The sequence below is a fragment of the Cellulosimicrobium sp. ES-005 genome (assembly GCF_040448685.1).
GTDB classification, from domain to species: Bacteria; Actinomycetota; Actinomycetes; order Actinomycetales; family Cellulomonadaceae; genus Cellulosimicrobium; species Cellulosimicrobium cellulans_G.
In genome coordinates, this window is the sequence record NZ_CP159290.1 from 2,806,898 (window position 1) to 2,819,938 (window position 13,041).

At 71.7% G+C, this 13,041-nt stretch carries 10 protein-coding genes; 5 read left to right on the plus strand and 5 right to left on the minus strand.

The window, feature by feature from the left end; genetic code table 11:
• Positions 1 to 72: 72 nt before the first annotated feature.
• The 5 genes from ABRQ22_RS12315 to ABRQ22_RS12335 all read left to right on the plus strand — a co-directional run bounded on the left by ABRQ22_RS12315 (position 73) and on the right by ABRQ22_RS12335 (position 6,084).
• The gene (locus ABRQ22_RS12315) at positions 73 to 1,941 is read left to right on the plus strand and encodes a protein kinase family protein (RefSeq protein ID WP_353706943.1); all 1,869 of its coding nucleotides are present in this window, start codon (positions 73 to 75) and stop codon (positions 1,939 to 1,941) included.
• 187 nt (positions 1,942 to 2,128) lie between these two features.
• A complete protein-coding gene (gene trxB / locus ABRQ22_RS12320; protein ID WP_353706944.1) occupies positions 2,129 to 3,157 on the plus strand; it encodes a thioredoxin-disulfide reductase in 1,029 nt (342 codons plus the stop codon).
• A gap of 39 nt (positions 3,158 to 3,196) precedes the next feature.
• On the plus strand, positions 3,197 to 3,529 hold the full coding sequence (trxA, locus tag ABRQ22_RS12325; RefSeq protein WP_087470418.1) for a thioredoxin: 333 nt from the start codon (positions 3,197 to 3,199) through the stop codon (positions 3,527 to 3,529).
• Positions 3,530 to 3,630: 101 nt separating this feature from the next.
• Entirely contained in the window at positions 3,631 to 4,959 is a 1,329-nt protein-coding gene (locus ABRQ22_RS12330) for a PLP-dependent aminotransferase family protein (protein WP_308202287.1), read from the plus strand.
• 180 nt (positions 4,960 to 5,139) lie between these two features.
• Positions 5,140 to 6,084, plus strand: a complete 945-nt coding sequence (locus ABRQ22_RS12335; protein WP_353709548.1) for a D-alanine--D-alanine ligase — start codon at positions 5,140 to 5,142, stop codon at positions 6,082 to 6,084.
• A 635-nt stretch (positions 6,085 to 6,719) separates the two neighbouring features.
• Here ABRQ22_RS12335 and ABRQ22_RS12340 read toward each other — a convergent pair.
• The 5 genes from ABRQ22_RS12340 to ABRQ22_RS12360 all read right to left on the minus strand — a co-directional run bounded on the left by ABRQ22_RS12340 (position 6,720) and on the right by ABRQ22_RS12360 (position 13,028).
• Positions 6,720 to 7,250 carry a hypothetical protein gene (locus ABRQ22_RS12340; RefSeq protein WP_353706945.1) on the minus strand — a complete coding sequence of 177 codons (531 nt, stop codon included), beginning with the start codon at positions 7,248 to 7,250 and terminating at the stop codon, positions 6,720 to 6,722.
• Between the two features lie 18 nt (positions 7,251 to 7,268).
• A protein-coding gene (locus tag ABRQ22_RS12345) for an IS5 family transposase (RefSeq protein WP_353709549.1) occupies positions 7,269 to 8,097 on the minus strand; the annotation gives its coding sequence in 2 pieces (ribosomal slippage) (positions 7,269 to 7,806 and positions 7,805 to 8,097; 831 coding nt in all).
• Positions 8,098 to 9,283: 1,186 nt separating this feature from the next.
• Positions 9,284 to 9,436 carry a hypothetical protein gene (locus tag ABRQ22_RS12350; RefSeq protein ID WP_353706946.1) on the minus strand — a complete coding sequence of 51 codons (153 nt, stop codon included), beginning with the start codon at positions 9,434 to 9,436 and terminating at the stop codon, positions 9,284 to 9,286.
• 1,148 nt (positions 9,437 to 10,584) lie between these two features.
• Positions 10,585 to 11,970: a ParB/RepB/Spo0J family partition protein gene (locus tag ABRQ22_RS12355; protein ID WP_353706947.1), complete on the minus strand. Its 1,386-nt coding sequence runs from the start codon at positions 11,968 to 11,970 to the stop codon at positions 10,585 to 10,587.
• Positions 11,967 to 13,028 carry a ParA family protein gene (locus ABRQ22_RS12360; protein ID WP_353706948.1) on the minus strand — a complete coding sequence of 354 codons (1,062 nt, stop codon included), beginning with the start codon at positions 13,026 to 13,028 and terminating at the stop codon, positions 11,967 to 11,969. The genes ABRQ22_RS12355 and ABRQ22_RS12360 overlap by 4 nt, the downstream gene beginning before the upstream one ends.
• Positions 13,029 to 13,041 lie beyond the last annotated feature (13 nt).

Genomic DNA, 13,041 nt, shown 5'->3' on the forward strand with positions numbered 1-13,041 from the left:
TCGGGTGATACGCGGGCAATCAGGGCCCGCGTACCATGGTGTGTCGACCACGAGTCCCACGGAGGAGGTCCGGTGAACGGCGTGGCCCCAGGAACGCTGCTCGTCGCGCGCTACCGGCTCGACGAGCAGCTCGCGTCCGACCTGTCGGACGTCACCGCATGGTCGGCGCACGACCAGATCCTCGACCGGCCCGTCCGGATCTCGCTGGTCTCCGGCGCGCACGTCGCCGACGCCCTCGACTCCGCCCGGCGCGCCGCGCTCGTCGTCGACCCGCGCCTGACCCGCGTCCTCGACGTCGGGACGGAGGACGGCGTCGCGTACGTCGTGACCGAGCGGTACACGGGCATCACGCTGAGCGAGGTCGTCGCGGGCGGCATCGTCGACCCGCAGCAGGCCCGCGCGATCGTCGGCGAGGCCGCGGCCGCGCTCGAGGTCGCCCGCCGACGGGGGGTCCACCACCTCGCGCTGCGACCCGACGCGGTCCGCGTCGACGGCAGCCGCGTCCTCCTCACCGGCCTCGGCCTCGACGCGGGAGTGGCCGGGCACGACCAGCACGACGCCGACCTGACGTCGCGCACCGACGCCGTCGGGCTCGTCGCCCTCCTCTACTACGCGATGACCGCGCGCTGGGCCGGGCCGTCCCTCGACGTGCCCTGGATCGCCCCCGACGCCATCCACCCGCTGCCCGCGCAGCGCGCGGGCGACGAGATCCTGCCGCTCTCCGCCGTCCGCCCCGACGTCCCGGCCGAGCTCGACGCGCTCTGCGCGCGTGCCTTCGCCGGCACGCAGGGCACGGCGGAGGAGTGGACGGCACCGCCTGCGGGCGACGCGCCCCGCTCCCCCGCGGACGTCGTCGGCGCGGTCGAGCCCTGGGGCGAGGTCTCGGTCGTCGCCGCCCTGCCGTCCTTCGTGCAGCCCGCGACGGCGGGCGTGAGCCGCCAGTCCGTCCGCACGGCGTTCGACGGCGCGACGAGCGCCCCCCCGGGCACGCCTCCCCCCGCACCCCCGGTCCGACGACCGACCACCGGACGCATCCACCGCGTGGGGGACGTGCCCGGGTCCGCCGGTCCGGGCGTCGCGTACGCCGCCGGGGCCGCCACGGGTGCGACCGCCGCGGTCCCGCCGCCGGCACCGGACCCGGCGACCGCGGCCTACGCGGTCCCCCCGCCGCCCGTCGGGTACGACGCCGGCGCAACGCCCGTCCAGTACGCGGCCGCGCCGCCGCCCGTGCCCCCGGTCACGGAGGAGCCGCAGGCCTGGAGCGAGCCCGCACCCCGCCGACGCGGTCCCCGCCGCTTCAACGCGACCCCGATCGTCCTCGTCCTCGTCCTCGGCCTCGTGGTCTGGGGTGTCGTGTGGGCGGTCGGCACGGCGTTCGACGGCTTCGGGCCTGCTCTGCAGACGAGCGAGGAGGAGCCCACGGGCGAGGGGTCGCAGGCCCCGTCCGAGGGTGACGGAGAGACCGCGGAGGGGGAGCAGGCGCCCCCGGCGACGGAGGTCCGTCCCGTGATCGCCTCGGGCCAGGCCCTGGACCCCGAGGGCGACGCCTCCGGGAACAACGACGGGGAGCACCCCGAGCTCGCCCCGCTCGCCTACGACCAGCAGCCCGACACCACGTGGTTCTCGCGCCGGTACAACGCCGCCAACTTCGCCGGCCTGCGCACCGGGATCGGGTTCGCGGTCACGCTCGAGGAGAAGGCGCCGGTCTCGACGGTCGTGCTCGACACGGCCGTCACCGGCGGCAACGTCGAGATCCGTGCCACGAGCCCGGACGCCCCCACGGAGGGCCCGGTCCTCGCCTCCGGGCCGCTCGCCCCCGGTGCGGAGTTCACGTTCGACCAGCCCGTCGAGGCGGAGTCGATCGTGCTGTGGTTCACCGAGCTGCCGCAGAACCCGTCCGGGGAGTTCCGCGCGGAGATCAACGAGATCCTCATCTCCTGACCTCCGGTCGCCGGAGGACCTGACCCCGGTCCGGCCGTCACCCACCCACGGTGCGTGGACGGCCCGCGCGCCGTGCGCCCGGTCCCCGTAGCGTGCCGAACACCCGTACCGTGGAACAGAAGCCGCCCCAGCGGCGTTCACACTCTCGCGTGGTCGGCCGCCACGCACCGAGCATCGAGGAGAGCACGTGACCGAGCAGTCTGCCGTCCAGAACCTGATCGTCGTCGGGTCCGGTCCCGCGGGGTACACCGCGGCGATCTACGCGGCGCGCGCGGGGCTGGCCCCGCTCGTGCTCGCGGGCTCGGTCACCGCCGGTGGCGCGCTGATGAACACGACGGACGTCGAGAACTTCCCCGGGTTCCCCGACGGGATCATGGGCCCCGACCTCATGGAGAACATGCGCAAGCAGGCCGAGCGGTTCGGCGCGCGCATCGAGTGGGACGACGCCACGCTGCTGGACCTCGAGGGCCCGGTCAAGACCGTCGTGACGGGCAACGGCGACACCTACCGTGCCCGCGCCGTCATCCTCGCGACCGGGTCCGCGTACCGTGAGCTCGGCCTGGACGACGAGAAGCGCCTGTCCGGCCGCGGCGTCTCGTGGTGCGCGACGTGCGACGGGTTCTTCTTCCGCGACCAGCACATCGCCGTCGTCGGCGGCGGGGACTCCGCGATGGAGGAGGCCACGTTCCTCACCCGCTTCGCCGAGAAGGTGACCCTGGTGCACCGTCGCGACGAGCTGCGCGCCTCGAAGATCATGGCCGACCGAGCCCTGAACGACCCGAAGATCGAGTTCGCCTGGAACAGCGAGGTCACCGGGATCGACGGCGAGAACAAGGTCGAGGGCGTGACCCTGCGCGACACCGTGACCGGCGAGGAGCGCGAGCTCCCCGCGACGGGCCTGTTCGTCGCGATCGGGCACGAGCCCCGCACCGAGCTCGTCAAGGGACAGATCGACCTGGACGACGAGGGCTACATCCAGGTCGTCGGGCGCACCACCGCGACCAACCTCGAGGGCGTGTTCGCGTGCGGCGACGCCGTCGACCACACCTACCGCCAGGCCATCACGGCGGCGGGCTCCGGCTGCGCGGCCGCGCTCGACGCGCAGCGCTACCTCACCGAGCTCGCCGACGCCGCCGGCCTGGAGGACCTCGCCGGCACGCCGACCACGCCGAACCCCGACGAGCTGCCCGAGGCGCTCGCCGAGCTGCAGGCCTGAGCGTCCCTCACCCACCGAGTCCTACCGCAGGAGGTCACCATGCCGACCGTTCCGGTCACCGACGACACGTTCCGTGCCGAGGTCCTCGAGTCCGAGGTCCCCGTCCTCGTCGACTTCTGGGCGACGTGGTGCGGCCCGTGCCGCCAGGTCGCGCCGATCCTCGAAGAGCTCGCCGAGGAGTACGACGGCAAGATCAAGATCGCCAAGCTCGACACGGACGCCAACCCCGAGACGACCGGTGCCTACGGGATCGTGTCGATCCCGACGCTGAACGTCTACGTGGGCGGCGAACTGCAGAAGTCGATCATCGGGGCGCGCCCCAAGCGCGCGCTCACCGAGGAGATCGACGCCGTGCTCGCCACGGCGGTCTGAGCCGCACCCGATCACTGCCCGGAGGGCGGACCGCGCGCACCGCGGTCCGCCCTCCGGCGTCTTCACGGGATCCCCCGATGCACCGTGCGACACTGGGGGTCGTGACTGGACCGACGACTCCCCCGCAGCAGCCCGCTCCCGGCGGCACCCGCCTCGACCCGTGGTTCGGTGCCTACGCAGAGCGAGCGCACGGGATGCGAGCGTCGGAGATCCGGGCGCTGTTCGCCGTGGCGAACCGCCCCGAGGTCGTGTCGCTCGCCGGCGGGATGCCGTACCTCGAAGGACTCCCGCTCGACCAGATCGCCGACACCATGCAGCGGCTCGTCGCGACGCGCGGCGCGACCGCGCTCCAGTACGGGTCCGGGCAGGGCGACGAGACGCTCCGCGAGCAGATCCTCGACGTGGTCCGGCTCGAGGGGATCGAGTGCCACCCCGACGACGTGGTCGTGACGACGGGCTCGCAGCAGGCCCTGGACCTCGTGACCCGGATCTTCGTCGACCCCGGTGACGTCGTCGTCGCCGAGGCACCGAGTTACGTCGGCGCCCTCGGCGTGTTCCGGTCGTACCAGGCCGACGTCGTCCACGTGCCCCTCGACGAGCACGGCCTCGTCCCCGAGGCGCTGGAGGAGACGCTCGCCCGTCTCGCCGCCGACGGCCGACGCGTCAAGCTGCTCTACACCGTGCCCAACTTCCACAACCCCGCCGGTGTGACCCTCACTGCGGAGCGCCGCCCGCGCATCCTGGAGATCGCGCAGCGCTACGGCGTCCTCGTCATCGAGGACAACCCCTACGGGCTCCTCGGCTTCGACGGCCAGACGCTCCCCGCGCTGCGGTCGCTCGACGAGGACGGCGTCCTCTATCTCGGGTCCTTCTCCAAGACCTTCGCCCCCGGGTACCGGGTCGGCTGGGTGGTCGCGCCGCACGCGGTGCGCGAGAAGCTCGTGCTCGCAAGCGAGTCGGCGATCCTGTGCCCCTCCAACGCGTCACAGCTCGCGATCGCCGCCTACCTCGACACGTGCGACTGGAAGGGCCAGATCAAGCAGTTCCGCGAGCTCTACCGGGAGCGGCGCGACGCGATGATCGGTGCGCTCTCGGAGCATCTCCCGTCGGCCCGCTGGACCGTCCCGGACGGTGGCTTCTACACGTGGGTGCAGCTCCCCGAGGGCCTCGACGCCCGATCGATGCTGCCGCGCGCCGTGACGGCCCGCGTCGCCTACGTCCCCGGGACGGCGTTCTACGCGGACGGCACGGGCTCGAGCCACGTGCGCCTCTCGTACTGCTTCCCGACCCCCGAGCGGATCCGTGAGGGAGTTCGGCGCCTCGCCGGCGTCGTCAACGCCGAGCAGGAGCTCGTCGAGATCTTCGGGACGAACGCCGAGCTCGACCCTGACGTCACGGACGTCGAGAACCCGTCGCCCGACCTGGCCTGAAGCTCTTACACCACGACGCCGAGCGGACCCTACCGGGCGACGCCGGCACCGAACAGGAGTCCGTCAACAGTGGACACGACCACGAGCACCCCGACGACGGCGGACGAGGCCGGTGGCGCGGCCGAGACCGACGCGCAACGCCCTGACCAGCACCTTCGCCTTCTCCGGCCCGATGACGAGGTGCCCGCGGGCAACCACGTGGTCATCCTCGCGGGCGGGCTGTCCCACGAGCGCGACGTCTCGTTGCGGTCCGGACGCCGCGTCGCCGAGAGCCTGCGCGCTGCCGGCCTCGAGGTGACGGTCCACGACGTCGACGCGGACCTCCTCCCGTTCCTCGATGCGACCCGCCCTGATGTCGTGTGGCCGCTCCTGCACGGCGCGAGCGGCGAGGACGGCTCCATCCGCGACGTGCTCGAGCTCGTCGGCGTGCCCTACGTGGGGACCGGACCGCGGGAGAGCCGCTCGGCGTGGAGCAAGCCCGTCGCGAAGAGCGTCGTGCTCGGCGCGGGCCTGTGCACGCCCGAGTACGTGACCCTCCCCCAGAGCCTCTTCCGCGAGCTCGGCGCCCAGCCCGTCCTGGACGCGGTCGTGGCCCGGCTCGGCCTCCCCCTCGTCGTCAAGCCGACCCATGGCGGTTCGGCGCTCGGTGTCACCCTGGTCGAGCGAGCGGACCAGCTCCCGCGCGCCATGGTCGACTGCTTCGCCTACGGGGACGTCGCCCTGATCGAGCGCGCGGTGCGTGGCGTCGAGCTCGCGGTCAGCGTCGTCGACGTCGGCAGCGGTCCCGAGGCGCTGCCCCCGGTCGAGATCGTCACGACGGGCACGTACGACTTCGACGCGCGGTACAACCCCGGGCGGACCGAGTACTTCGCCCCCGCACGTCTGGACGACGACGTGCTGGACATCGTCCGCGAGGTCGCGGTGCGTGCGCACGCTGCGCTCGGGCTGCGCGACCTCTCCCGCACGGACGTCATCCTCGACCCCGACGGAGTGGTGCAGTTCCTCGAGGTCAACGTCGCACCGGGCATGACCGAGACGTCGCTCCTCCCCCAGGCCGCGCGTGCCGCCGGCCTCGATCTGGGTCACCTCTACCGCTCGCTCGTCCACACCCACGTGCGCCGCTGAGCGTCCTCGACCGCCGCGGCGCCCCGTGCGCCCCGTGCGCCCCGTGCGCCCCGTGCGCGCCGTGCGCGCCGTGTTTCACGTGGAACGTCGAGTGTCGATGGGCTCTCGCCGGCGCCGGACCGTCCTCGCCGCCGTCCTCGCCCCCGACCTCGAGGCTTTCCGATCCGGTGCTCGGCGGACGATGCGCCTCTCGTCACGGGGCGATGGCGGGATCGATCCGTGGTGGGGCTCAGGCCCTCGGGCAGCGAGCGGCGGCGGCGAGGTCCGGGACGACCCGCGGAGGACTGGGCTGCTGAGCTCTGCGAGCTCGAGCGGTAGCTGAGTCCGGGCCACGAGCTCGCGGGACGGATCGCACGCGTCGAGCCTCCCTCCTGGCACTCGGATGACGTCGTCGTCAGTCTGGACGACGGTACTTTCTCCCTGGTCCTCCACCCGACGTGGTCGGGTCGTGCTGAGGCCCCACAGTGGCGGAAGTCGACCCCCGCGGCGATGAAATGGTCACCTCGGTCGCGATCGCAACATGGGCCGAGCGGCGTCCAGTCCGCTTCGACGCCCCCGGCTCGGCACACGGTCGACGCTCGCTTCGGCAGAGCGCTCGCACACGTTCGATGCTCGCTCCCCTAAGGCGCGTCTCCCTAGTGACTGGCCGCGCCGCGAGTCTGTGCTTGCGCGCGTAGGTCTGCGATTCGCGCTGCATGGTCGCTCGCGCTTAGTGATGTGAGGACTGAGCGCTGCCAGCGGAGCTCGTCCTGGACGACTTCGTGCGCCGTGTCATCGGCAAGCGGTGGGAAGAAGGCGTCGCTGCCGTCTCTAGGGGTGCGTTCGTAGGCGTCGTCGAGAAGGCGGCGGGCGCCCCATGCCGCGGCGTCGTGGGATCCGCGGAGGGCCTCGACCGCATGGAGAAGGGCGGCCAGCTCATCGTGGTCGTCGATGTCTGGGCGCTGGGCGAGGGCCTCGGCGATCGTTGAGAGCTCTGAACGGTCTGCGCCGATCGCGTCCCAGATGGCGTGGAGATACTCCTGGCCTGCGGCGTCTCGTGCCGGGTGCATCGACAGGATGCTCTCGACGCAGATGAGGATGAAGACTGCCTGGTCCTCGAGCGGGAGGGCTTCGCGCTGCGCCTCCAGTGCTCTCCAAGGCGCGAGCGGATCATCGACCCAGTCCATGAGGGAAACGTACTCGCGTCAGTTCTCAAACCACAGGAGCAGAGCGGCGAGCACCACCGCGCCACGGTAGATCACGGCGTGCTTGTCGTAGCAGGTCGCAAGTGCTCGCCATTGCTTGATGCGGTTGAAGAACCGCTCGATCGTGTTGCGGCCCCGGTAGGCGACGGGGTCGTAGGTCACGGGGCGACCGCCGCGTGACCCACGCCTGCGCCGGTGGGCTTGCTGGTCGCGCGGTTCGGGGATGACCGCGACGATGCCGCGCCGGCGCAGCTCGGCACGGATCGCGCGCGAGGAGTAGGCCCTGTCGCCCAACACGGCGTCCGGGGTGGTGCGCGGGCGCCCGGCACTCGCGCGTGGGACTCGGATCGCGTCCAGCAGGGGCAGGCACATCGGCGCGTCGCCGCCCTGGCCTGGTCCCACGAGCACTGCGAGCGGTCGCCCGTAGCCGTCGACTGCGGCATGGATCTTCGTCGACAACCCGCCTCGAGAGCGGCCCAGCGCGTGGTCAGCCGGTTCGCGCCGTTCCGGATTCTTGTGATTCGTCGGTGCCCCCTGTGGTCCGGGGCAAGGTCGCTGCGTGCTGGTGGGCCCGGTTGATCGTGGAGTCCACGCTCACCCGCCAGTCGATACCGCCGTTCGCGTCCGCGCGAGCCTGCGAGGCCGTCAGGATCTTGTCCCAGGTCCCATCACGGGAGAACCGCGCGTGGCGCTTCCACACCGTCTGCCACGGGCCGAACCGCTCGGGAAGATCACGCCACGCGACCCCGGTCCGGTACCGGTGAACGATCCCCTCGATGACCTGACGATGATCACGCCACGGACGCGACCGCCCAGAAACCTGCGGCATCAACGGGCCGATCACTGCCCACTGCTCGTCCGACAACTCCCGACCACGTTCCACGACCGCAGCCTGCAACACCGTGGCTGCGCGACTAAGGAGACACGCCCTAGGGCGCTCGCGCGGACGACCGGCGGGTGCGTGCCGGTGAGGGCCCCTGCTCGAAGCAGGCACTCGTCGGTGTGCCGCCGCTCTTCGCGCGGCGCCGTATGACGGACGCCCCGTCACCTGCTGGGTCGGAGATCCCTGGGCGCGGCGGATCGGATCCCCGCCCACCGCCTGGTCACGATCGAGATTCGAGCCTGCTTCAGTGCACAGCGATCTCGCCCGCTCTCCGCCGGGAGCGGCACTTACGTCTCCTGGCGCACGGAGTCCATCGCCCCGTCGGAGTCCGCTTCTCGGCAACTGCTCCTTTCAGTGTCGGGCCTCGGGCCTCGGGCCTCGGGCCTCGGGCCTCGGGCCTCGGGCCTCGGGCCTCGGGCCTCGGGCCTCGGGCCTCGGGCCTCGGGCCTCGGGCCTCGGGCCTCGGGCCTCGACGCAGGATATCGACCACGACGGACTCCGGCGCCCCCGCTGTGCGGGAACAGGAGAGATGCGAGCACTCCGGAGCCGTCGTTGCCCAAGTGCATGGACGCTTCGCGTCGTCCGCGCCTCAGCGGCCTGCCCGTCGCCCCGGGGCCATCCGCTCACCGTCGTCCCGGGCCCCTCTGTTCGGTGACGCTGCGTTGGGGTCCCGGTGGGGACCTCTGCACGCCGGTGTACGATCCCCCTCAGCGGGAATCCGCTCCCTGCTGCCGCGCCAAAGCGCTGGGCAGGTCTCACCGGGGCGATATGGAACGAGTGCCGCCGACGCTTCGCAGGCTCGGTGAGTGGACGACGGTCCCGATCGATCGCCCACGCGGCGCTGGAACTCCGTTTCACGTGAAACAGAGATCCATCCCGCCCTGCCAGGCGCATCCTGCGCTACCTGAGGCGTCGTCCCGCACCAGGCTGGGGCCGGGGTTTCACGTGAAACGACGCCAGGGAACCGCGCAGCGACCGTGGTGCCACGTGAAGTGCCGACGCCATGCCGGCGACCGCTGATCGAGGCCAGGTCGGCAAGCGGTGGCGCGCTGTCCCCTGGGATCTCGCGTCCCACGCGGGCCGCGCGGCGAGTGGCCCTGATCCGCGCGTGCTCGTCGCTGCCGACCAGCCATCACGAGCAGCACGGCGCGGGCACGTTGCCGAACCGGCCGATGCGCTGCCGGACGAAGAGCTGATCTGTGCGGGCCACGACCCCCGCGGTGCCCGGGTACGCGATGTTCCACGTGAAACGACGGAGCTGGCCGCCGCCCCCAAGCTGCTGCACCGCTCCGATCGCGACACGCTGGACCCACGTGCGACGAGACGCTGCCCCCGCCCGGGCACGCTCGCACGCCTGCCTGCGGCGGCGCCGAACGCAGGAGTGCTCGTCGTCGACGACGCGAGCCCTGACGGGACGGGCGACCTCGCGACGACGGCGGGGCCGCCGCGGACCCGGGCGTGCACGTGCGGCAACCCCGCGGGCAAGGAGGGGCTGGGTGCTGCGTACGTCGGGGGTTCGGGCGAGCCCCCGCGGCGCGCGCGGGCATCGTTCGAGCTCGCGCGGCGCGCGGACGTTGTTGTCGCGTGGCAACGTTCCGGCCAGCCCGCCTTGTCGCGCCACGGCGGCGTTCCGGCGAGACCCAGCGTCTCGGCTCGGCCGTGCGCTCAGAGCGCGCAAGGGCGCGGTCATCTTCCGGCGATGCCCGTGCGAGGTACCACGTGCTCGGCCACGGGGGCACCGACGAGCCAGTTCTCTCGGACGAGCCTTGCTCGACCGATCCGGCGAAGGTGGCTCGACAGGAACTCGGCCGACCCAGTGAGGGCGGGTCGACACGCTGCTCGAATCCCTCTCTCGCCGCCTGTTCCACGTGAAACGTCCAAGCCCTCAGGAGCCGCGACGGCTATGAGTTTCACGCGGACCGCTGTGTAGACGGTTGTGCCGGCGTCGCGACGGGCACCCGGGCGCCACTGGTGCTCCCAGACACCGCACCTCGAAGCGCAACCGCAGACACTCTCTCAACGTCGTTCGGGGGCGAGGCACTCCCCTCCCCCACGATGATGGGCCAGGGCGCGCCCGCCGACGCGAGACGACCGATCTGCGGGAACTCCTCATCTGCGCCAGCGACGTGGCGCAAGGCCAGCGCACGGACCCGACTCCGCCATTGTCGCCCGCAGCGCCGTGAGAAAGGCCGATCTGGACATCCCCGCCTGCCGCGGCGCGGTTGGGCCGGTCAGGAGCCTCCGACGCTGAGCCAACTCCGAAGACGGCTAGACCCAGCGCGGGCCCAAGCCAGGGCCCGCCGAGGCCCAGACCCAGCCCAGGCCAGCCCAGGCCAGGCCGGGCCCAAGCCAGGGCCAGACCGAGGTCCGACCCAGACCCAGACCCAGACCCAGACCCAGACCCAGACCCAGACCCAGACGAATGCTCCCCGACTACTTGCGCAGGAGGCCCGGGTCGTCCGGTGCCATGACGTCCAGGATCCGGTTGAGGTCCTCTACCGACGCGAACTCGACGGTCAGGCGCCCCTTGTTCTTGCCGAGGTCGACCTTGACCCGCGTCTCGAAGCGGTCCGAGAGCCGGTGAGCGAGCTCGTCGATCGCGGCGGAGCGTTGACCCGCCCGCGGGGCACGGGGAGCTCGACGCTCACCGTCCAGACTACCCATCGCGACGATCTCCTCGGTCGCACGCACTGAGAGCCCCTCGGCGACGATGCGCTGAGCGAGACGCTCGATCTCAGCCCCGTCGGTCAGGCCGAGCAGGGCGCGGGCATGTCCGGCGGAGAGGACACCCGCCGCGACCCGACGCTGTACGAGCGGCGGGAGCCGCAGCAGTCGCAGCGTGTTCGAGATCTGGGGACGACTGCGGGAGATCCGCTCAGCGAGCTCCTCGTGGGTGCACCCGAAGTCGTCGAGCAGCTGGCGATACGCCGCGGCCTCTTCCAACGGGTTGAGGGCGCTCCGGTGCAGGTTCTCGAGGAGCGCGTCGCGCAGCAGGTCCGCGTCATCTGTCTCGCGGATGATCGCGGGGATCACGTCGAGCCCGGCCGCCTGCGTCGCGCGCCAGCGCCGCTCGCCCATGATCAGCTCGAAGGAGCCGTCCTCCCCCGGAACAGGCCGGACGACGATCGGCTGAAGGACACCGATCTCTCGGATCGATCCCACTAGCTCGTCGAGGTCGCCCTCGTCGAAGACCGTGCGCGGCTGACGAGGGTTCGGCCGGATGGACGCTGTCGGCACCTCAGCGAACCGTGCCCCGGGGACCGGGACGAGGTCGTCCGCAGCGCCCCCTGTCCACTCCTGGGAGACGGCGGTGTCCTCGCCGGCAGGGATCTCCGATGCCGACTCGACGACAGGACGTCGCGTCGTTTCCTCACCCGTCGCGGTCTCCGTCACCGTTTCACGTGAAACAGCGTCGGAAGCCTCGCCGTCGTGCGCCGCGGTCTCGTCGTCCGCGTCGCGCGCGGCCGGCGAGCCCCCGACCTCGGGGACGCTCACGGGCAGAGACTCCACGCTCAACGCGTCCAGCTCGGCGAGGTCGTGGGCAGAGAGCGAGGTCAGCGAGTCCACGTCAGCGGGCCCCGAACCGGACTCGGCGACCAGGGTCACGACGGGTGTGGCGCCCGCGCTGCTCTCCGCGGCGCCCTGCTCGTCTGCCGCCGCAGCAGCGGCCGTGGCCGCACCGTCACTCGATACCTCATCGGTCCGCGGTTCGTCCGTCGTCGGGCTCGGGAAGAACACGTCGACGGGACGCTTCCCCTCCGAGCTCGTCGGGATGAGAGCCCCGAGCCCTCGACCGAGCCCTCGACGCTTCTCGCTCATCGCAGTTCCTCCTGCCGCAGGCCGGGACCACCGATGGTGCCGGCGAACTCGTGTTCCGTTCGGACCGTCTGTGTCTCGCTGCCGGGCACGGCGGCGACACCTTGCTCCCACTTCGGCTCCTGCTGCGGGAGCGCATCAAGGTCGCGATCCTCCGGCCGGTTGGCACCACGTTGCGTCAGCTCGCGCGCGGCCTCGAGATAGGCGAGCGCACCCGTCGAGCCGGGATCGTAGGTCATCACCGTCTGCCCGTGACTTGGCGCTTCCGAGATGCGGACCGAGCGCGGGACAGTCGTCCTCAGCGTCTGGTCGGGGAAGTGCTCGCGGACCTCCGCCGCCACCTGCTGCGCGAGATTGGTGCGGCCGTCGTACATCGTGAGAAGGATCGTCGACACGTGCAGGCCAGGATTGAGGTGCGACTTGATGAGCTCGATCGTCTTCAGGAGCTGGCTCAGTCCCTCGAGCGCGTAGTACTCGCACTGGATCGGGATGAGCACTTCCCGACCGACGACGAACGCATTGACCGTGAGGAGGCCCAGGCTCGGAGGGCAGTCCACCAGGACGTAGTCGATCGGTGCCAGGCCCTCACGCTCGCGCTCTGACAGGTACTCGTCGAGGGCACGTCGGAGCCGTGTTTCACGTGAAACGAGAGAGACCAGCTCGATCTCGGCCCCGGACAGGTCGATCGTCGCGGGCACGCACCAGAGCGTCGGGATGTCGGGGCACTGTTGCACAGCGCTGGCCAGCGGGTCGCCGTCGACGAGGACCTCGTAGACGGACGGGGTCCCGGCGCGATGCTCGACCCCGAGCGCTGTGGAGGCGTTTCCCTGGGGGTCGTTGTCGATGACGAGAACGTTCAATCCCGCCAGGGCGAGGCCGGCGGCGAGATTCACCGTCGTGGTGGTCTTCCCCACGCCGCCCTTCTGGTTCGCCACGGTGATGATGCGCGTCGATATGGGGCGTGGGAAACGCCGACCCTGGAGGTCGATGCGACGACGGGCATCCTCGGCGAGCTGAGCGGCGAGAGGCGTCGAATCGTCCGTGACCGGCAGGCTTGCCATGAGCGCCGCTCTC